This window comes from Streptomyces sp. AN091965, assembly GCF_022698285.1.
Classification (GTDB): domain Bacteria; phylum Actinomycetota; class Actinomycetes; order Streptomycetales; family Streptomycetaceae; genus Streptomyces.
Genome location: NZ_JALDMY010000001.1, coordinates 5,488,616 through 5,507,941 on the forward strand (window position 1 = coordinate 5,488,616; position 19,326 = coordinate 5,507,941).

Consider the following 19,326-nt stretch of genomic DNA (forward strand, 5'->3'; position numbering starts at 1 on the left):
TCTTGAAACTCTCGAATGGTGGTTCACCGATGAACAGCAGAACGCGTCGCGCGCGACGGATGGCAGGGACGGCCGCGGCCGTCGTGACGCTGGGCGCGGGCCTCGCCGCGTGCGGCGGCGACAGCCTGGAGGACGACAAGGACTCGGGCGGCGGCAAGGGCGCGATCGTGGTGGGCTCCGCGCGGTTCACCGAGCAGAAGGTGCTCGCCGAGCTGTACGCGGGCGTGCTGCGGGACGCCGGATACGACGCGTCGGTGAAGACCGTGCAGAACCGCGAGGTGTACGAGCCGGAGCTGAAGAAGGGCTCCATCGACGTCACCCCCGAATACGCGGCCACGCTCGCGGAATTCCTGAACCTGAAGAAGAACGGCTCGGACGCCGAGCCGGTCGCGTCCAGTGACCTCGGCGCGACGGTCGGCGAACTGACCAAGCTGGCGAAGGCGCGCGGCCTCAAGGTGCTTCCGGCGGGCGGCGCGGTCGATCAGAACGCGTTCGCGGTGACCAAGGATTACGCGAAGGAGCACAAGCTCAAGACGCTTTCGGATCTTGGCAAGTCCGGCGAGAAGGTCAGGATCGCCGCCGGTGACGAATGCGAGACCCGGCCGTTCTGCGCCCCCGGCCTGAAGAAGAAGTACGGCATCGACGTCGCCGGAATCGACCCCAAGGGCGTCGGCACCACCCAGTCGAAGCAGGCCGTGAAGAACGGCACGGACCAACTGGTCCTGACGACGACCACGGACGCGACGCTGAAGAACTTCGGCCTCGTGATCCTCGAGGACGACAAGAAGCTCCAGAACGCCGACAACATCCTTCCCGTCGTGAACGAGAAGTCCGCGGGCGACAAGGAGATAGCCGACGCCCTCGGCAAGCTCACCAAGACGCTCACGACGGACGATCTCATCGAACTGAACCGCAAGGTCGACGAGGAGCGCCAGAAGGAAGGCGACGTCGCGAAGGACTATCTGAAGTCCAAGGGCCTGATCGAGAAGTAAGCGCGGAGATCGCGTGCCGGGTTGCGGAATCCGGCCGGAGGCGGTGGAGTGGCCGGTCGGAGAAGAAGTGGCTCGGCGGGGTGGGGAGTTGTGGTGGGGGCACCGGGATTTTGGCGGGCGGGGCACCAGACTTCGCCTACGCGCGGTAAGTTTCTGGCCATGCCACGTGGACGTCACCGCCATTCCCCACCACTGCACAGGCTGCTTCCTCCGTCGGCGGTCGCAGGCTTCTCCCTCGCTGCGGCCGGCGGCGCCTGGCTGTTCGCGGAACCCGTCGTCCTGCGCGGGCTCGCCGCCGCCGCGGCCGCGAGCGCCGTCCTGGGCTCCGTCGTCATGCGCCGCTGGGACCGGGCCGCGGGCAAGCGGGTCGCGGAGCTCGGCAGGGCGCGCGCGAGCGAGGAGTGGCGTTACGAGGAGCGCATAGCGGAGTGCGAGTCCGACCTCGACGAGGCGCGTGAGCTGCGCTCCAAGCTGGAGAACAAGCTGCGCTCCAAGCGGGCGGAACTGGCCGCGCTGCGCAACGAACACGCCGCGCTGCTGCGCCGGTACGCGACGGCGGAGACCGAGCGGGCCAGCGCCCTCGAAGGGCGGCGGCTGCTCGCCATCGAGGCCACGACGTCCACGCGGGCGCTCCCGGCGGCCTCTTCGGAGGACTCCGAGGACGAGACGTCCGAGGCTTCGCTGTACGAGCGGGCCAACGCGGCGCTCGAGCGCCTGGCGGGACGGAGCGGCGATACCGAAGCCGAGCCCGAGGCCGTCGAGGACCTCGACGCCTCCGATGCCTCCGGCACTCCCGACGCCCCGGAGGCCGTGGCGGACGCGGCGGACGACAACGAGCTGAGCACCCCTGAGGCCGCTGAGGCGGCCGACGAGCCTGCGGCGGCCGACGAGGCCGTGGACGGCCACGAGCGCGCGACCGGCGCGCACCTGCTGGTTCCGGCCGCGGCAGCCGTCGTGCCGCCCGCGCAGGTCCGCAGGACCGCCGGAGAGGGCGGCTTCGACTTCTTCGGCACGAAGGGCGCGGCCCCGGCCGCCCTCGACGCCGTGCAGAACGAGGACCTCGCCGACGTCGTGGGCGAGGAGGCCCTCGCGGTCCACAAGGCGGAGGCCGAAGCCGAGTTCAAGCCGTCGGACGCGACGACCGACGCGGAGCGCGGCGTGGGCCAGGTCATCGACCTGACCGCCCACGACGAGACGGAGCAGATCGATCTGAAGGGCCTCCGCACGGCGCTGCGCGCCTGAGCAGAGGGCCGCTGGGGACCCACCCGCGAGCGCTCTGCGCCGGGCTCGGGCGTCGAAGCTGAGGAGTTTCGGGTGGGAGGGCGGGAAACTCCGCCGCGGCAGCGGCGGCACCACCCACTCAGCGGCAGCGCTCCGCGTCGGAGCCGGGCGTCGCAAGGCCGGGCAGTCCCGGGTGGGAGGGTGGGAAGCAGCCGCCGCGGCAGCGGCGGCACCGCCCGCGGAGGGCAGCCGGGGTCAGGCCATCCACCGGTCGGGCCGCGCGGCCCGGCGCCCCGTGCGGGAGCGCTCCGCCTGCCCGCGCAACAGCTCCGCCGCCTCCCCGGAGGGCCGCAGCCGAGCCGTCACCGTACGGCCCGCCCCGGTGTCCACCTTCACGTCGGCGACGCCCTTGAACCGCTCCCAGGGCCCCTGCACGAGGCGCACGCTCTGCACCTTCGCGTGCGGCACCAGCGAGAGCCGCCGCCGGAGCAGACCGTGCCGCGCCGCGAACACCGCGTCGGTGACGGCGAGCCCGTGCCCCTTCCACCACACCGGGACGCACCACGACGCGCGCGCGGGCGGCCGGGACAGCTCGTCCGGGCCCGGCACCCGCACCCCCGGCAGGACCTGCGCGATCACCGACTCGGCGAGCTCGCGCGGGGCGACCGGGACGAGCACGCCGTTCGCCGACCCGGCCACGTCCAGCTCGACCCGCACCCAGCCGAACCGGCGCCACAGCAGCGGCTCCACCAGCCGTACGGACTGCACGCGGCCCGGCGGCACCGTCTCGTGCGCCTTGTCGAGCAGGCCGTGGTCCAGGCGCAGACCGTCCGGGGACTCGCCGACCGTCCAGTCGTACTCCCCGACGAAACGGCCGACGCTGCTGGCGAAGGCGCCGCCGAGCATGGGAAGGCCGGTCACGATGACCGTCCACACGCTGTGCGTCAGGAACCACAGGACGGTCGGGACGACGAGCGTGGCGAGCAGGAGCAGCCAGGGCGCGCCGGTGAGCAGCACGGAGACGGCGAGCATGCGCGGCGGCACGTGCAGCAGCCGCCGCGAGGGCGCCTCGCCGACCTCGTGGGCCGTCTCGGGGGCGAAACCGGCCGCCCGCGCGAGGAGCTCGGCGCGCAGCGCGGTGGCGTCGCGTTCGCCGAGGTAGGCCAGCTCGTCCTTCTTGTCGGTGCCGACGACGTCCAGCTTCAGCTTGGTGACGCCGACGACGCGGGCCGCGAGCGGCTGGGTCAGGTCGACGGCCTGGAGGCGGTCGAGCCGGATGTGCGCGGTGCGCCGGAACACCAGGCCCGTACGGATGCGCAGTTCGGTGTCGGTGACGGCGTAGTGCGTGTACCACCAGCTGAGGAAGCCGTACAGGGAGCCGCCGATGACGACGGCCGTGGCGACCAGGGCGAGCGAGGTGGCGGTCATGTCGGCCATGCGGCGCTGGGCGCCGTCCGGGTCGTGGACGGCCCAGCCCATGAGCACGGCGACGGGCGCCCAGGCCCGCCGCAGCGGGGTCACGGGATGCAGCCGCCGCTCCTCCGGGCCCTCCCGGTCGGCCTGCGGCCCGGGCGCGGCCTCCGCGCGCGGCCCGGTGGTCGGCTCCCCGGTCACAGCCCCGCCGATCGGGCCTCGCCGAGCTCGGTGAGGCGGTCGCGGAGGCGCTCGGCCTCCTGCGGGTCGAGGCCGGGGATGCGCGCGTCCGTGGCGGCCGCAGCGGTGTGCAGCTGGACCCCGGCGAGGCCGAAGTAGCGCTCCACGGGGCCTGAGGTCACCTCGACGAGCTGCATCCGGCCGTACGGCACGACCGTCTCCTCGCGCCACAGCACGCCCCGGCTGATGAGCAGGTCGTCGACCCGCTCCGCGTACCGCCAGGAGCGCCAGTTGCGCTCCAGGAGGACCCAGCCCCAGGCCGCGAGGGCGAGCGGAAGGGCCGCGAGGACGGCCCAGACGGGTCCGGCGAACAGGCCGAGCAGCACCCCCAGCGCCACCGCGGTCGGCACCAGCCAGACCACGAGCAGCATCCGGCGCATCTTCAGCAGCCCCCGCGGCAGCCCGGTCCACACCGGCTCGCCCGCGTCCGCGCCGGGCGCCGTCCCCGGCGCCCCTGTCCCCGTCTCCATGCCCCCCAGCCTACGTACGGCAGCTGACAGTGGCGTGGTCGCGCCCGTGCGTCAGACTGTGCGCATGAGCCCCATGACGGAGCACGGGAAGACGCGGACAGTGGCGGGTACGGAGCTGACCGAGACGACGGTCGGGGTCGGCGGTGCCGCCGAGAGCACGGACATGGTGCTGAACATCGGGCCGCAGCACCCGTCCACCCACGGCGTGCTGCGCCTGCGCCTCGTCCTGGACGGCGAGCGCATCCAGCACGCGGAGCCGGTCATCGGCTATATGCACCGGGGCGCGGAGAAGCTCTTCGAGGCGCGCGACTACCGGCAGATCGTGATGCTGGCCAACCGCCACGACTGGCTGTCGGCGTTCTCGAACGAGCTGGGCGTGGTGCTCGCCGTGGAGCGGATGCTCGGCATGGAGGTGCCCCCGCGCGCGGTGTGGACGCGCACGCTGCTCGCCGAGCTGAACCGCGTGCTGAACCACCTGATGTTCCTCGGCTCGTACCCGCTGGAACTGGGCGGCATCACGCCGGTCTTCTACGCGTTCCGGGAGCGCGAGGAGCTCCAGAACGTCATGGAGGAGATCTCCGGCGGCCGGATGCACTACATGTTCAACCGGGTCGGCGGCCTCAAGGAGGACCTGCCCGCGGGCTGGACCACCCGCGCGCGTGCGGCCGTCGCCTCGGTGCGCTCCCGCATGGACGTGTACGACCGCCTGGTGCTCGGCAACGAGATCTTCCGGGGACGCACGCGCGGCGTGGGCGTGCTCTCCGAAGAGGCGGTGCATGCCTACGGGGTGAGCGGTCCCATCGCCCGTGCCTCCGGAGTGGACTTCGACCTGCGCCGCGACGAGCCGTATCTGGCGTACGGGGAGCTGGGTGACGTCCTGAAGGTGGTGACCCGCGAGGAGGGCGACTGTCTGGCGCGCTTCGAGTGCCTCCTGGAGCAGACGCACAACGCCCTCGACCTCGCGGACGCCTGTCTGGACCGGATCGCGGAGCTGCCCCAGGGGCCCATCAACCAGCGCCTGCCGAAGGTGCTCAAGGCCCCCGAGGGCCACACGTACGCGTGGACGGAGAACCCGCTCGGCATCAACGGCTACTACTTGGTGTCCAAGGGCGAGAAGACCCCGTACCGCCTCAAGCTCCGCTCGGCGTCGTACAACAACATCCAGGCGCTCGCCGAGCTCCTGCCGGGTCAGCTGGTCGCCGACATGGTGGCGATCCTGGGGTCACTGTTCTTCGTGGTCGGCGACATCGACAAGTAGCGGGTCCGGGATCCCCACCGGCTGCGTCAGCCAGCGGAAGTCGCCGAGCCCGCCCCGCGCGGTCAGCTCGGCCGCCTCGCCCGCGCGCGTGAGGGCGCGGACGTACGCGGCCGGGTCGGTGGAGGCCAGAGTCAGCGGCGGGCGGCCGCCACGCACCCCCAGGGCGGCGAGCGCGGCCCGCTGGGTGAGCAGCCGTCCGCCGGGCAGGGCGCAGGCGTCGAGCGCCACGTGGGCGGTGATGTCGCAGCCGCCGTCGGGCACGGGCGCCGTCTCCCGGCCGTCGCGAAAGCCCGTCAGCGTCCCGAAGGGCGGCCGCGCGACCCGGGTGTGCGCGTAGTCGACGGCGACCGCCAGGCCGCGGTCCAGCGTCGCGACGGCCGCCGCCCAGGCCGCGTCCCGGGGGCGGCCGATCTCCGCCCGCAGGCCGGGCTCGGTGCCCAGGGGCCACCACCGGGCCAGCCAGTCGGCGTCGGGGCCCGCCAAGGGGCCGCCGAGCTCCTCGGTGCCGTCCTCGTGGACGAGGACGTGGCGCACCGAACCGTCGGGGGCGGTCTCGGCGACGTCCAAGGGGACGTTGTCGAGCCACTCGTTGGCGAAGAGCAGGCCGCTCGCCCCGGCGGGCGGTGCGGCACACCACCGCACGCGCGGATCGAGGCCTTCGGGGCGTGCGGCACGTTCCACGGCGTACGCGCGCGTGCGGGCCGCCACGTCGGCGGGCAGCTCCGCGAGGACGCCCGTCGTCAGCTCGCCGCGGCCCGCGCCCACGTCCACGAACGCCAGCTCCGGGGGGTGCCCGAGCGCGGCGTCCACGCGGCGCAGGAGCCGGGCCACGGCGGCCGCGTACAGGGGCGAGGCGTGCACGGAGGTGCGGAAGTGCCCCGCAGGCCCCTCGGCCCTGCGGTAGAAGCCGTGGGGCCCGTACAGGGCCTCCTCGGTGGCCTCCTGCCAGCCCCGTGCGGGGCGCCCTGCCGCTCGTTGTGCCTCGTGCGTCACAGCGAGAAGGCTATGCGGCCTCCACCTTGGGGAGTACGAGACGGCCGTACGGATCGCACCTCGGGTTGACCCGGGGGCCCGGGCCGGTTGCCTACGCTGGGTTACGTGCAGCGCCTCTATGACTTTCTCCGCAGACACCCGACGGGGGTCGACGCCTTCTGGGCGTTCGTTCTCCTCGGTCTCTCCGGGCTGAGCGTGGTGGCCGTCGCCGACTCGGAGGGCCACGACCCCACGTTGCTCGCGATCCCGGTCGTCATCGGCCTGTGCGTGGTGGTGGCGCTGCGCCGCCGGTTCACGGAACAGATGCTCGTGCTCGCCGCGGTGCTCGGCGCCGTGCAGATGGCCGGCGACGTGCGGCCGAACACGGCGAACTTCGCGATGCTCGTGATCATCTACACGGCGGCCGCCGACGGCCCCAAGTGGGCCTCGCGGTTCGCCCTCACCGGCGGCCTCGCGGCCGCGCCGCTGTCGCAGCTGCGCTGGCCGGAGACGGGGGCCGGGGTGTGGGGCAAGGTGCTCTACACCGTCTTCATGGTCGTGCCGTTCGCCCTCGCCTGGGTGCTCGGCGACTCGATCCGCACCCGCCGCGCCTACCTCGCGCAGCTGGAGGAGCGCGCCGCCCGCCTGGAGAAGGAGCGCGAGGCGCAGGCCAAGGTCGCGGTCGCGGCCGAGCGCGCCCGCATCGCCCGCGAGCTGCACGACGTGGTCGCGCACAACGTGTCGGTGATGGTCGTCCAGGCCGACGGCGCCGCGTACGTCCTGGACGCGGCGCCCGACCAGGCCAAGCAGGCCCTCGCGACGATCTCCGGCACCGGCCGCCAGGCGCTCGCGGAGATGCGCAGGCTGCTCGGCGTGCTGCGCACCGGCGAGCCCGAGGAGAGCGGGGAGTACGTCCCGCAGCCGGACGTCGAGCAGCTCGACGAGCTCATCGAGCAGGTGCGCGGCGCCGGTCTGCCGGTCGACTTCAAGGTCGAGGGAACCCCGCGCCCGCTGCCCAGCGGCGTGGAGCTCACCGCGTACCGCATCGTGCAGGAGGCCCTCACCAACACCCGCAAGCACGGCGGTGAGAACGCCGGGGCCAGCGTCCGGCTCGTCTACTTCGACGACGGCCTCGGGCTGCTCGTGGAGGACGACGGCAAGGGCGCCCCGCACGAGCTGTACGAGGACGGCGGCGCGGACGGCAGCGGCCACGGCCTGATCGGCATGCGTGAGCGCGTCGGCATGGTCGGCGGCACCCTGGACGCGGGCCCGCGGCCGGGGGGCGGATTCCGCATCAGCGCGCTGCTGCCGCTCAAACCCGCACACTGACACCTGTCACCGGTGCACCGGTGACAGGGGGCGATGACGTCGCCGACTGCACCGGGACCGTGCGGCCGTGGTTGACTCCGCCCGTGGGGTCCGGCTTCGGCCCGCTCCCGCCCGTTCTGCCGATGTCCTTGCCGCCGATCCACCCTGAAGGGACCGTGTGATGTCCATCCGCGTGATGCTCGTCGACGACCAGGTGCTGCTGCGCACCGGATTCCGGATGGTCCTCGCCGCCCAGCCGGACATGGAGGTCGTCGCCGAGGCGGGCGACGGCGTGGAGGCGCTGCAGGTGCTGCGGGCCACGGCGGTCGACGTGGTCCTGATGGACGTGCGCATGCCGAAGCTGGACGGCGTGGAGACGACGCGCCGCATCTGCTCCGACGCCAACCCCCCGAAGGTGCTGATCCTGACGACCTTCGACCTCGACGAGTACGCCTTCTCGGGCCTGAAGGCGGGCGCGTCCGGGTTCATGCTCAAGGACGTGCCGCCCGGTGAGCTGCTCGCCGCGATCCGGGCCGTGCACAGCGGTGACGCGGTGGTCGCGCCGTCCACGACGCGCCGGCTGCTCGACCGGTTCGCGCCGATGCTGCCGAGCGCGTCGGGACAGCCGCAGCACAAGGGCCTCGAGCGGCTCACCGAGCGCGAGCGCGAGGTCATGGTGCTCGTCGCCCAGGGCCTGTCGAACGGCGAGATCGCGGCCCGTCTCGTGCTGTCCGAGGCGACCGTGAAGACCCACGTGGGCCGCATCCTGACCAAGCTGGGCCTGCGGGACCGGGTGCAGGTGGTGGTGCTCGCCTACGAGACCGGCCTGGTGCGCGCGGGCGGCGGCGGGGTCTGACACCCCCCTTCGGCGGGCCCGGCGCGGCCTACCGGAGCACGCCCTCGATGAACTCGCTGCCGAGCCGCGAGACCACGCCCAGGTCCAGCTGGTGCTGCACGTACCGGCCGCGGCGGCGGGTGGTGATCAGCTCGGCCTTCTTCAGGACGCTCAGGTGCCGGGATATCTCCGGGGCCGTCATGCCGTGGGCGTCCGCCAGCTCACCCGTGGTGTAGGCGCCGCGGGCCAGGTGGCGGCACAGGCGCATCCGCACCGGGTGCGAGAGCGCGGCCATGCGGCGGGTGAGCTGCTCCACGGAGGCGGGCTCGGTCAGGCCCGGGGTCCTGATGGGGTAGGTGATCGAGGACTGCCAGCCGTAGCGGTGCAGGACCATCACGTGCGGCCAGCCGAGGCTGGTCGGCACCAGGACGAGGCCGCCCTCGGCCGTCCTGGTGTGGCCCGACGCCATCTTGTCGACCGTGATCCGCCGGGCCTCCTCGTCCAGGGTCACCGCCCCGGACATCGCCTTGAGGGCCTCGCCGAGTCCCTTGCGGCGCAGCAGCTCGGTCTTGTGCCGGGCGTCCGCGGCGAGCTGGTGGCTCACCCGGGCCCAGGTGTCCGAGAAGAACGCCTCGTCGCAGTCCTGCATCAGCTGGCGGAACCAGGCGCGCACGGCGGGCGGGTCGTCCAGGAGGCGCTCGGTGAACGCCACTTGGTGCTCGCCCCGCGCGGCGGCCAGCTCCAGGGCGTGGCGGCGCATGTCCGGGTCGTTCAGCGGGTCCGTCACGCGGTTCTGGTCGTAGGCGAGCTGGCAGGTGAACTCCAGGGCGGCGTCCACGAACTGCTCGTCCGTCAGCTTGTCCAGCTGGTCGAGCTCCTCGGCGAGCGTGGCACCGGGCAGCGCCCGCTTGCCGGGGATGCCCGCGAACGGCGCGAAGACGTCCGAGAACGTCGTCCGCCACAGGAAGTCCGCCTCGCACAGGCGGTCCGCGAGGCTCTGGTCCAGACGCGCGGTGACCGCCGTCGCCCAGCCCTGCAGCCCCGGGTGGTGACCGGGCTCGGACAGGGCGTGCAGCGCCATGCCGAGCTCGGCGAGGGGCGAGGGCACGACGTGGACCCGCTCCGGCGCCAGGCCGGTGATGTCGATGCTCACGCTCATGGTCCCCATGGTGCACCGGGCCACTGACATCGCCGCCGCCGATTGACGACTGACGTCAATCGGCGGGACCTGGCCGCCGGGCCTGGCGCAGGCTTGAGCCATCGACGGGGCGCCGATGTCGCCGCCCCGCCCCGACGGCGCCGTTCCTTCCGGCCCGTCCTTCCCTCCGGCCCTCTCTCCGCTTCCCGCTCGCTGGCCCTCGGGGCCCCGCCCCGGACGCCCGACGGACTCCGCTGCCCTTGCGCCACCCGTTAAGTACCATTTGCCATGAAAGGTCGTACGTCATGAGCGTCACCCAGCAGTTCCTGCTCGACAGCTACCGCGCCGCCCAGCACGGCGAGGCCGCGCCGCCCGCGCCCGGTGCCCACGACTGGCAGGTCGTGCGCGAGGTGCGCGACTACGGCCGGTTCCAGGCCGTGGTCCACGAACGCCCCGCGCACGGGCGGCTGCGGGCCGCCCTCCGCCGGGCCCTGCACGGTCTCAGGGGAGGCGCCGTACGAACTCCGCGACCGCTTCCCTGACGTCGTCGGCCGTCCACGCGAGTGCCGGCCCGGCCACGGTGACCTCCGTGACGGACAGGCCGGGCGGGCCGTCCGGGAACCAGCGCCAGAACAGCAGGGTCTTCGTCTCCTCGGCCTGCGCGAGGGCCGCCTCGTTCAGCACGTCGGGCGGGTACGGCAGCCACACCTGGAACTGGTGGGTGTGCGGCGGCTGCGGGTGCACGCGCGACCACGGCACCCCGGAGGCCCCGAAGGCCTCGCGCAGCGCGTCGGCGACCACGCGCGCGTGGGCCACGTACTCCGGCAGGCGCGGCAGGACGTTCCGCAGGCCGAGCAGCGCCGACAGGGCGGTCGGGAACTGCTGGAAACCGAGCCCTCCGTAGCGGTGTCGCCAGGCCCGTGCCTCCTCGACGAGCGTCTGCGGGCCGGCGAGCGCGGCGCCCGCGATGCCCCCCAGGGACTTGTAGAACGACACGTACACGCTGTCCGCGAGCCCGGCGATCTCGTCCAGGGGGCGGCCGAAGTGCGGTGTGCACTCCCACAGCCGGGCACCGTCGAAGTGGACCACGGCGTCCCGCTCGCGTGCCGCGGCCACCACTTCCTGGAGCTCGTCCCACGTGGGCAGCAGGAAACCGGGCTCCCTGAGGGGCAGTTCGAGCATCAGCGTGCCGAAGGGCTCCTCGAAGTCCCGCACCTCGTCGGCCGTGGGCAGGCGCGGGGCGTCCGTGGGGTGCGCCGTGCGCAGACCGCTCACCGCGACCAGGGCGTCCCGTTCGTGGACCTCCGGGTGGGAGCGCGGGTGCAGCGCCACCGTCGCGTTGCCGGTGCGGCCCGCCCAGCAGCGCAGCGCCACCTGCTGCGCCATCGTGCCCGTCGGGAAGAACGCGGCGGCCTCCTTGCCGAGCAGCCGCGCGACCTCGTCCTCCAGGTCCTCGACGACGCCGTCGCCGTACAGGTCGGCGGGGCTGCCGAGGTCCGCGACGTCCGCCGCGCCCGCGGCGAGGGCGGAGAGGTGCTCGCCGAGCGGAACGGTCACCGGGTGGCGGGCGAGGACCCGCCGAGCGCCCCGGGCCGCCGCGATGCGCCGCTCCCGCTCGTCGGGTTCGCCCCGGCCTTCGGGCCCGGCCGCCCCGGGGCCCTCCTGCCGGGTTTCCGGCCCGGTCGCGCCGGGGCTCTCCTGCGGAGCGAGCGCGTCGTCCTGCGCGTCGTGTGCGGTCATCCACAGATCATCCCGCGCGGTCGTACGAATGCCCACAGCCTGTGGACAGCCGACGGCGCCGCGCGGACGGATAGCGTTAGCATGACGAGAAATCGTCCGGTACCCCGAGCGGACTGGAACGGGAAGGCGTCATCGCGTGAACGCACCTCACCGGCCGGAGCCCCACTCCGACCCCCGAGCGGGCCACGGCCACGACCCCAAGGACCGGCCCGCGCGGCTCACCGTGGGCGTCGTCGGCGCGGGCCGCGTCGGCCCCGCCCTCGCCGCCGCGCTGCAGCTCGCCGGGCACCGTCCGGTGGCCGTCTCGGGCGTCTCCGACAGCTCCGTCAGGCGGGCCGCGGCCATGCTCCCGGACGTGCCCGTGGTCACGCCCGCGCAGGTTCTCGAACGCGCCGAGCTGGTGCTCCTGACCGTGCCCGACGACGCCCTTCCCGGCCTCGTCGAAGGCCTCGCCGAGACCGGCGCGGTGCGCCCCGGTCAGCTCCTGGCGCACACCTCCGGGCGGTACGGCGCGAAGATCCTCGACCCCGCGCTGCGCGCCGGCGCGCTGCCGCTCGCGCTGCACCCCGCGATGACCTTCACCGGCACCCCCGTGGACGTCCAGCGCCTGGCCGGGTGCTCCTTCGGCGTGACCGCGCCCGACGAGCTGCGGCTCGCCGCCGAGGCCCTGGTCATCGAGATGGGCGGCGAGCCCGAGTGGATCGCCGAGGACGCCAGGCCGCTGTACCACGCGGCGCTCGCGCTCGGCGCCAACCACCTGGTGACCCTGGTCGCCGAGTCCATGGAGCTGCTGCGCGGCGCGGGCGTCGCGGCCCCCGACCGCATGCTCGGCCCGCTGCTCGGCGCGGCCCTGGACAACGCCCTGCGCTCCGGTGACGCCGCCCTGACCGGCCCGGTCGCGCGCGGGGACGCGGGCACCGTCGCCGCGCACGTCGCCGAGCTGCGCAAGCACGCGCCGCAGACCGTGGCCGGGTATCTGGCGATGGCCCGCGCCACCGCCGACCGCGCGCTCGCGCACGGCCTCCTGAAGCCGGAGCTCGCCGAGGACCTCCTCGGCGTGCTCGCGGGCCCCGGGGGAGCCGCGGGCGGCACCGAGGGATTCCGCGACGGCGGAGCGGACGGAGGAGACCGATGAGCGGCGCACCGATCCGGCTGCTGCACACCGCCGACGACCTGCGCGCACGCGCGCGTACGGGCCGCCGGGCCGTCGTCATGACCATGGGGGCCCTGCACGAGGGCCACGCCACGCTGATCCGCGAGGCGCGGCGCGCGGCGGGCGCGGACGGCGAGGTCGTCGTCACGGTCTTCGTGAACCCGCTCCAGTTCGGCGCGGGCGAGGACCTGGACCGCTACCCGCGCACCCTGGAAGCCGATGTGAAGACCTCCGAGCAGGCGGGCGCCGACGTCGTGTTCGCGCCCTCCGCGGAGGAGGTCTACCCCGGCGGCGAGCCCCAGGTGCGCGTCGGCGCGGGCCCCATGGGCACGGTCCTCGAAGGCGCCACGCGCCCCGGGCACTTCGACGGCGTGCTCACCGTCGTCGCCAAGCTGCTGCACCTGACGGCCCCCGACGTGGCGCTGTTCGGCCAGAAGGACGCCCAGCAGCTCGCCCTGATCCGCCGCATGGTGCGGGATCTGAACTTCCCCGTGGAGATCGCCGGCGTGCCGACGGTCCGCGAGGAGGACGGCCTCGCCCGCTCCAGCCGCAACCGCTATCTGTCCCCGGCCGAGCGGCACACCGCGCTCGCGCTCTCCCGCGCCCTGTTCGCGGGCCGCGACCGGCACGCCGCGCAGGAGGCCCTGCGCGCGCGTGCGGCGTTCGCCCCGGCCACCCCGGCGCGCGCGGACGCGCTGAACGCGCTCGGTGAGTCCCGCGCGGCCGCCGACGCCCACGCGGTCGCCCAGGCCGCGCCCGCGGGCCCCGAGGCCGTCCTCGCGGCCGCGCGGCAGGTCCTCGACGAGGCGGCGCGCCTTCGGCCCCCGCTCGTCCTGGACTACGCGGCGCTCGTCGACCCGTCGGACTTCCGTCCGGTCGTGCGCGGCCACCGGGGCGACGCGGTGCTCGCCGTCGCCGCCAAGGTCGGCACGACCCGCCTCATCGACAACATCCCGCTGACCTTCGGAGGTCCGGCGTGAGCGCGCCCACCGGGGCCGCCACGCGCCCCCGTACGACCGTGATCGGAGCCCTCGCATGAGCGGTACTGGCATACGGCTGCACGCTCCCGCCCCCGGCTGGTCGCTGACCGCCGACGTCGTGGTCGTCGGCTCCGGAGTGGCCGGTCTGACGGCCGCTCTGCGCTGCGCGGCGGCGGGCCTGGAGACCGTCGTCGTCACCAAGGCCCGCCTGGACGACGGCTCCACGCGCTGGGCGCAGGGCGGCATAGCCGCCGCGCTCGGCGAGGGCGACACCCCCGAGCAGCACCTGGACGACACCCTCGTGGCGGGCGCGGGCCTGTGCGACGAGGCGGCGGTGCGCCTCCTGGTCACCGAGGGCCCCGACGCCGTGCGCCGCCTCATCGACACGGGCGCCCGGTTCGACGCGGCCGCCGGGGGCGGTCTCGCCCTGACCCGCGAGGGCGGCCACCACCGCAGCCGCATCGCGCACGCGGGCGGCGACGCCACCGGAGCGGAGATCTCCCGCGCCCTCGTCGCAGCGGTCCGCGAGCGCGGCATACCCACCGTCGAGAACGCCCTGGTCCTGGACCTCCTGACCGACGCCGACGGACACGCGGCGGGCGTGACCCTGCACGTCATGGGGGAGGGCCAGCACGACGGCGTGGGCGCCGTGCGCGCGCCCGCCGTGGTGCTCGCCACCGGCGGCATGGGCCAGGTCTTCTCGGCGACGACGAACCCGTCCGTGTCCACGGGCGACGGCGTGGCCCTCGCCCTGCGCGCGGGCGCGGAGGTCTCCGACCTGGAGTTCGTGCAGTTCCACCCGACGGTGCTCTTCCTGGGCGCCGACGCGGAGGGCCAGCAGCCGCTGGTCTCCGAGGCCGTGCGCGGCGAGGGCGCGCACCTCGTGGACGCGGACGGCGTGCGCTTCATGGTGGGCGCCCACGAGCTCGCCGAGCTGGCCCCGCGCGACATCGTCGCCAAGGGCATCACGCGCCGCATGCTGGAACAGGGCGCCGAGCACATGTACTTGGACGGCCGCCACTTCGGCGCCGACATGTGGGCCAGGCGCTTCCCGACGATCCTCGCCGCCTGCCGGGCCCACGGCATCGACCCGGTGACCGAGCCGATCCCGGTCGCCCCCGCCGCGCACTACGCCTCCGGCGGCGTCCGCACCGACCTGCACGGCCGCACCACCGTCGCGGGCCTGTACGCGTGCGGCGAGGTCGCCTGCACGGGCGTGCACGGCGCGAACCGGCTGGCGTCCAACTCCCTCCTGGAGGGCCTGGTCTACGCCGAGCGCATCGCGGCGGACATCGCCGCCCGGCAGGCCGCGGACACCCTCCACGCGCGCGTGCCCGCCCCGGTGGCGGTCCCGGACCAGCCCGCCCACCCGCTGCTCCCCCCGGAGGCCCGCTTCGCCATCCAGCGGGCCATGACCGAGGGCGCCGGAGTGCTGCGTTCCGCCGCCTCGCTCGCCGAGGCCGCCGAGCGGCTCGCCGGGATCCACGCGGCCGCGGCGGGCGCGCTCGCCGAGGACGGCAAGACCGCCGAGCCGGGCGTCGACGCCTGGGAGACCACCAACCTCCTGTGCGTGGCCCGCGTCCTGGTGGCGGCGGCCCAGCGGCGCGAGGAGACTCGTGGCTGCCACTGGCGCGAGGACCACGGGACCCGCGACGACGAGGCGTGGGGACGCCACATCGTCGTACGCATCAACCCCGATCGCACTCTCGCCACCCGCACCACCGACAACGCCAGCTTCCCCAGCACTCAGGAGCAGTGACCGACGTGAGCACCACCGGCACCCCCGAACTCCCCCTCGCCGACAGCGGCTGCGGCGACGCCTGCGGCTGCGGCGACGAGGCGCCCGACGCCATGGCGTGCGGACTCGACCCCTCGCTCGCCCAGCTCCTCGCCGACGCCGGGCTCGACCCCGTCCAGGTCGAGGACATCGCACACCTCGCGATCGCCGAGGACATGGAGTTCTCGCCGGAGGCCGTGGACGTCACGACGGTCGCCACCATCCCCGAAGAGGCTGTCGCCACCGCCGACTTCACCGCGCGTCAGGGGGGCACCGTCGCGGGCCTCAGGGTCGCCGAGGCCATCGTCTCCGTGGTCTGCGCGGACGAGTTCGAGGTCGAGCGGCACGTCGAGGACGGCGAGCGCGTCGAGGCCGGTGACGTCCTGATGAGCATCACCACCCGCACCCGCGACCTTCTCACCGCCGAGCGCAGCGCGCTGAACGTGCTGTGCCGCCTGTCCGGCATCGCGACCGCCACGCGCGCGTGGGCGGACGCCCTGGAGGGCACCGGCACGAAGGTCCGCGACACCCGCAAGACGACGCCGGGCCTGCGTTCCCTGGAGAAGTACGCCGTCCGCGCGGGCGGCGGCGTCAACCACCGCATGTCGCTCGCCGACGCGGCCCTCGTCAAGGACAACCACGTGGTCGCGGCGGGCGGCGTGGCCCAGGCCTTCAAGGCCGTCCGGGACGCCTTCCCGGACGTGGCGGTCGAGGTCGAGGTGGACACCCTGCACCAGCTGCGCGAGGTCGTGGAGGCGGGCGCCGACCTGATCCTCCTGGACAACTTCACGCCCGGGGAGACCGCGGAGGCCGTCGCGATCGTCGGCGGCCGCGCGCTCCTGGAGTCCTCCGGCCGCCTCACCCTGGAGAACGCCAGGGCGTACGCGGAGACGGGCGTCGACTTCCTCGCGGTGGGCGCCCTCACGCACTCCTCGCCGATCCTGGACATCGGCCTCGACCTGAGGGACGCCGCCGAGGCCCCCGCGCGCGGGGCGGAGTAACCCGCCATGCTGCTCACGATCGACGTCGGCAACACCCACACCGTCCTCGGGCTCTTCGACGGCGAGGACATCGTCGAGCACTGGCGCATCTCCACCGACGCCCGGCGCACCGCCGACGAACTGGCGGTGCTCCTCAACGGCCTGATGGGCATGCACCCCCTGCTCGGCGAGGAGCTGGGCGACGGCATCGACGGCATCGCGATCTGCTCCACGGTCCCGTCCGTCCTGCACGAGCTCCGCGAGGTCACCCGCCGCTACTACGGCGACGTCCCGGCCGTCCTCGTGGAGCCCGGCATCAAGACCGGCGTCCCCATCCTCATGGACAACCCCAAGGAGGTCGGCGCCGACCGCATCATCAACGCGGTCGCGGCGGTCGAGCTCTACGGAGGCCCCGCGATCGTCGTGGACTTCGGTACGGCGACGACGTTCGACGCGGTCTCCGCGCGCGGGGAGTACGCGGGCGGTGTCATCGCGCCCGGCATCGAGATCTCCGTGGAGGCCCTCGGCGTACGCGGCGCGCAGCTGCGCAAGATCGAGCTGGCCCGGCCGCGCAGCGTCATCGGCAAGAACACCGTGGAGGCCATGCAGGCGGGCATCCTGTACGGCTTCGCGGGCCAGGTCGACGGCGTCGTACGGCGCATGGCCCGCGAGCTCGCGGGCCCGCACGGGGAGCCCGGCGACGTCACGGTCATCGCCACCGGCGGGCTCGCGCCCATGGTGCTCGGCGAGGCGACGGTCATCGACGAGCACGAGCCGTGGCTGACGCTGATCGGCCTCCGTCTGGTCTACGAGCGGAACGTGTCGCGTACTTGACGTCCCCTCAGGCAACCCGGAACCGCCGCGTGGAGTCTCCCCAGGGAGGGGTTCTGAGCGGGTGTGGGGGCTGGGTGCCTGATGGGCAGGGGATGCAGGAAACGTAGGGGGCGGTGGGGTGCCACGGCGGCCCTGGCGGTGGCGACGCTGACGCTCGCCGCGCCCGCCTCGGCACAGGAGCCGCCGCCCGGGCCCGCCCTGTCCACGGTCGAGCCCTCCGCGCCCTCCGGGCCCCGCCCGGACGGCCGCATGGCCGAGACCGGCGCGGGGGTGCTGCCCTGGGCCGCGGCCGCCGGGGCGGCGGCCCTCGGCGTGGGCGCGGTCGCCTTCGCCACGACGCGCCGCCGCTCGAAATAGGCCGCCCCTGCTCCGGCGGGGCCCTGCGACGACTGCCCACCGCGGGCGGGGGGACGCCCGGCCCGGCAAGGGCGGGGAATGTCGGGCGGGCGGGTGGGAAGGCAGAGCCCACTGCCCCGACAAGCGCGGCCGCAGGCTCGTGTCGCGCAAACGGGTGAGTTAAGACGATTTTGTCCCTTGCGCGCGTATCGTCACCCCATGCCCACGCCATACGGATCCCGGGGCGGCATGGCCTTCGGCGCTCAGGAGCTGCGCGTGCTCCGCCGCGCCCTGGCCCTCGCCCTGCACCCCAGTACCGCTCACGCCCTCGACGACCAGGCCGTGCAGGACTGCGTGCGCCTCGCCGACGACATCGACGAGACGGTGCGCGAAGGCGCACGGCTGCGCGCCTTCCTGGTGGCCGACCTCGCGCGCTACCGGGCGGCGCTCCCCGGCACCGCCGCGGGCTACCTGGAGCTCCTGGAGGACGTGCTCGCCACCGGCTACCGGCCCGCCCCCGACGACCTCGCCGCGCTGCGCGCCCTGCGCGGCACTCCGCGCGCGGCCGCCCTGCTCGCCCGCTGCGAGGGCCTCGCCGAGCGGGCCCTGCGCGCCCGCCTCGCGGCGGCGAGCGAGGCCCGGGCGGCGGACGGCCGCACCGCACCCCCGCCCCGGCCCCTCGTGCCGCAGTCCCGCACCCGGCTCCTGGCCCTGCCCGGCGGCCGTGCCGCCGACGGGGACAAGCCCGCGCCCCGGCCCGAGCCGCCCGCCGAGCGCCCCGCCCCGCCCGAGCGGCCGCGCCCGGTGCCCACCCCGGCCGAGGTGTTCCCGCCCAAGCGCCCGGCGCAGCCCCCCGCCCCGTCACAGCGGCTCGCGGCGGGCTAGCTACGCTGGGGGCATGGAATACGTCTCCGCGCTCGTGCCGCCCGTAGTGATGGCCGTGTTCTTCATCGGCCTCATCGTGACGATCGTCAAGACCCAGGGCGGCGCCAACAAGGCGAAGGAGGACGCCGCCGTCGACGCGGCGCTCTCCAGTGCCGAGTCCGTCCGGCAGTCGCCGAAGGCTGGCGGCGCCTGACCGGCGCGCCCGTCCACGGCCCCCCAACGGCGTACGACCCACCCCTTCCATGCGGGCCGTACGCCCTTTTTGTCACGAAAATAGGCGTTATGGGATGCCTGCCCCACCCGTCCCTTCTTTCGCGGCTTCAGTGACTTAGGTCACTTCGCCCACTATTGTTCTGCTGTGCCTCGCCCCTTGGGAGAACTCGAAGACGCAGTGATGACGCGGGTGTGGAAGTGGAACCGCCCCGTGACCGTTCGAGAAGTCCTGGAAGACCTGCAACAGGAACGGTCGATCGCGTACACCACGGTGATGACCGTTCTGGACAATCTCCATCAGAAGGGCTGGGTGCGCCGCGAAGCGGAAGGCCGCGCCTATCGATATGAGGCGGTCTCCACCCGCGCCGCCTACTCGGCCGCACTCATGAACGAAGGCTGGTCGCAGAGCGACAACCCGGCGGCCGCTCTCGTCGCGTTCTTCGGCATGATGTCGCCGCAGCAGCGGGAAGCCCTCAGCGACGCGGTCCGCATGGTCGAATCCCATGAGAGCCCCGCGAGCCCGGCGAACCAGGCGAACCCCGAGAACCCCGACGGGCCGGACCGCGTGACCGAGCGATAGC

At 74.1% G+C, this 19,326-nt stretch carries 20 protein-coding genes; 15 read left to right on the plus strand and 5 right to left on the minus strand.

Annotated elements, in window-relative coordinates; translation table 11 throughout:
* Positions 1-29 precede the first annotated feature (29 nt).
* Entirely contained in the window at positions 30-992 is a 963-nt protein-coding gene (locus MQV74_RS23270) for an ABC transporter substrate-binding protein (protein ID WP_242720574.1), read from the plus strand.
* Between the two features lie 159 nt (positions 993-1,151).
* Entirely contained in the window at positions 1,152-2,234 is a 1,083-nt protein-coding gene (locus tag MQV74_RS23275) for a hypothetical protein (RefSeq protein ID WP_242720576.1), read from the plus strand.
* Between the two features lie 234 nt (positions 2,235-2,468).
* Here MQV74_RS23275 and MQV74_RS23280 read toward each other — a convergent pair whose 3' ends face one another.
* On the minus strand, positions 2,469-3,827 hold the full coding sequence (locus MQV74_RS23280) for a PH domain-containing protein (RefSeq protein WP_374120668.1): 1,359 nt from the start codon (positions 3,825-3,827) through the stop codon (positions 2,469-2,471).
* Entirely contained in the window at positions 3,824-4,336 is a 513-nt protein-coding gene (locus tag MQV74_RS23285; RefSeq protein ID WP_242720578.1) for a PH domain-containing protein, read from the minus strand. The genes MQV74_RS23280 and MQV74_RS23285 overlap by 4 nt, the downstream gene beginning before the upstream one ends.
* Before the next feature lie 115 nt (positions 4,337-4,451).
* Between MQV74_RS23285 and MQV74_RS23290 the strand changes: the two genes are divergently transcribed.
* On the plus strand, positions 4,452-5,594 hold the full coding sequence (locus MQV74_RS23290; RefSeq protein WP_242729027.1) for an NADH-quinone oxidoreductase subunit D: 1,143 nt from the start codon (positions 4,452-4,454) through the stop codon (positions 5,592-5,594).
* Here the strand turns inward: MQV74_RS23290 and MQV74_RS23295 are convergent.
* A complete protein-coding gene (locus tag MQV74_RS23295; protein WP_242720580.1) occupies positions 5,559-6,587 on the minus strand; it encodes an SAM-dependent methyltransferase in 1,029 nt (342 codons plus the stop codon). The two genes, MQV74_RS23290 and MQV74_RS23295, sit on opposite strands and share 36 nt — an antisense overlap.
* Positions 6,588-6,692: 105 nt before the next feature.
* Between MQV74_RS23295 and MQV74_RS23300 the strand changes: the two genes are divergently transcribed.
* Both MQV74_RS23300 and MQV74_RS23305 read left to right on the plus strand, forming a co-directional pair.
* Positions 6,693-7,895 carry a sensor histidine kinase gene (locus MQV74_RS23300; RefSeq protein WP_242720582.1) on the plus strand — a complete coding sequence of 401 codons (1,203 nt, stop codon included), beginning with the start codon at positions 6,693-6,695 and terminating at the stop codon, positions 7,893-7,895.
* 160 nt (positions 7,896-8,055) lie between these two features.
* Positions 8,056-8,730, plus strand: a complete 675-nt coding sequence (locus tag MQV74_RS23305; protein WP_242720584.1) for a response regulator transcription factor — start codon at positions 8,056-8,058, stop codon at positions 8,728-8,730.
* Positions 8,731-8,758: 28 nt separating this feature from the next.
* Here the strand turns inward: MQV74_RS23305 and MQV74_RS23310 are convergent, their stop codons facing one another.
* Positions 8,759-9,868 (minus strand): DUF5937 family protein, encoded by a 1,110-nt coding sequence (locus MQV74_RS23310; protein ID WP_242720586.1) that lies wholly within the window; start codon positions 9,866-9,868, stop codon positions 8,759-8,761.
* Positions 9,869-10,152: 284 nt separating this feature from the next.
* Here MQV74_RS23310 and MQV74_RS23315 point away from each other — a divergent pair, with 284 nt between their 5' ends.
* Positions 10,153-10,389: a hypothetical protein gene (locus tag MQV74_RS23315; RefSeq protein ID WP_242720588.1), complete on the plus strand. Its 237-nt coding sequence runs from the start codon at positions 10,153-10,155 to the stop codon at positions 10,387-10,389.
* On the opposite strand, the gene MQV74_RS23320 is transcribed toward MQV74_RS23315, so the two are convergent.
* Positions 10,349-11,587 carry a threonine aldolase family protein gene (locus MQV74_RS23320; protein WP_242720590.1) on the minus strand — a complete coding sequence of 413 codons (1,239 nt, stop codon included), beginning with the start codon at positions 11,585-11,587 and terminating at the stop codon, positions 10,349-10,351. The two genes, MQV74_RS23315 and MQV74_RS23320, sit on opposite strands and share 41 nt — an antisense overlap.
* Positions 11,588-11,723: 136 nt before the next feature.
* Here MQV74_RS23320 and MQV74_RS23325 point away from each other — a divergent pair, with 136 nt between their 5' ends.
* The 9 genes from MQV74_RS23325 (at position 11,724) to MQV74_RS23365 (ending at position 19,325) form a co-directional block, all read left to right on the plus strand.
* Positions 11,724-12,722: a Rossmann-like and DUF2520 domain-containing protein gene (locus MQV74_RS23325; RefSeq protein ID WP_374120669.1), complete on the plus strand. Its 999-nt coding sequence runs from the start codon at positions 11,724-11,726 to the stop codon at positions 12,720-12,722.
* A complete protein-coding gene (panC, locus tag MQV74_RS23330) occupies positions 12,719-13,720 on the plus strand; it encodes a pantoate--beta-alanine ligase (protein ID WP_242720592.1) in 1,002 nt (333 codons plus the stop codon). Before MQV74_RS23325 ends, panC begins: the two co-directional genes overlap by 4 nt.
* A 55-nt stretch (positions 13,721-13,775) precedes the next feature.
* Positions 13,776-15,479, plus strand: a complete 1,704-nt coding sequence (locus tag MQV74_RS23335; protein ID WP_242720594.1) for an L-aspartate oxidase — start codon at positions 13,776-13,778, stop codon at positions 15,477-15,479.
* Positions 15,476-16,498: a carboxylating nicotinate-nucleotide diphosphorylase gene (gene nadC, locus MQV74_RS23340; protein WP_242720596.1), complete on the plus strand. Its 1,023-nt coding sequence runs from the start codon at positions 15,476-15,478 to the stop codon at positions 16,496-16,498. Before MQV74_RS23335 ends, nadC begins: the two co-directional genes overlap by 4 nt.
* A 6-nt stretch (positions 16,499-16,504) precedes the next feature.
* Positions 16,505-17,311, plus strand: coding sequence for a type III pantothenate kinase (locus MQV74_RS23345; RefSeq protein WP_242720598.1), 807 nt, complete (start codon positions 16,505-16,507; stop codon positions 17,309-17,311).
* A 138-nt stretch (positions 17,312-17,449) separates the two neighbouring features.
* Positions 17,450-17,668 carry a hypothetical protein gene (locus MQV74_RS23350; protein WP_242720600.1) on the plus strand — a complete coding sequence of 73 codons (219 nt, stop codon included), beginning with the start codon at positions 17,450-17,452 and terminating at the stop codon, positions 17,666-17,668.
* A gap of 198 nt (positions 17,669-17,866) precedes the next feature.
* Complete coding sequence (locus tag MQV74_RS23355) at positions 17,867-18,532, plus strand: hypothetical protein (RefSeq protein WP_242720602.1); 666 nt, start codon at positions 17,867-17,869, stop codon at positions 18,530-18,532.
* Positions 18,533-18,545: 13 nt separating this feature from the next.
* On the plus strand, positions 18,546-18,725 hold the full coding sequence (locus MQV74_RS23360; RefSeq protein ID WP_242720604.1) for a hypothetical protein: 180 nt from the start codon (positions 18,546-18,548) through the stop codon (positions 18,723-18,725).
* A gap of 165 nt (positions 18,726-18,890) precedes the next feature.
* Positions 18,891-19,325, plus strand: a complete 435-nt coding sequence (locus MQV74_RS23365; protein ID WP_242720606.1) for a BlaI/MecI/CopY family transcriptional regulator — start codon at positions 18,891-18,893, stop codon at positions 19,323-19,325.
* The last annotated feature ends 1 nt before the right edge of the window (position 19,326 follow it).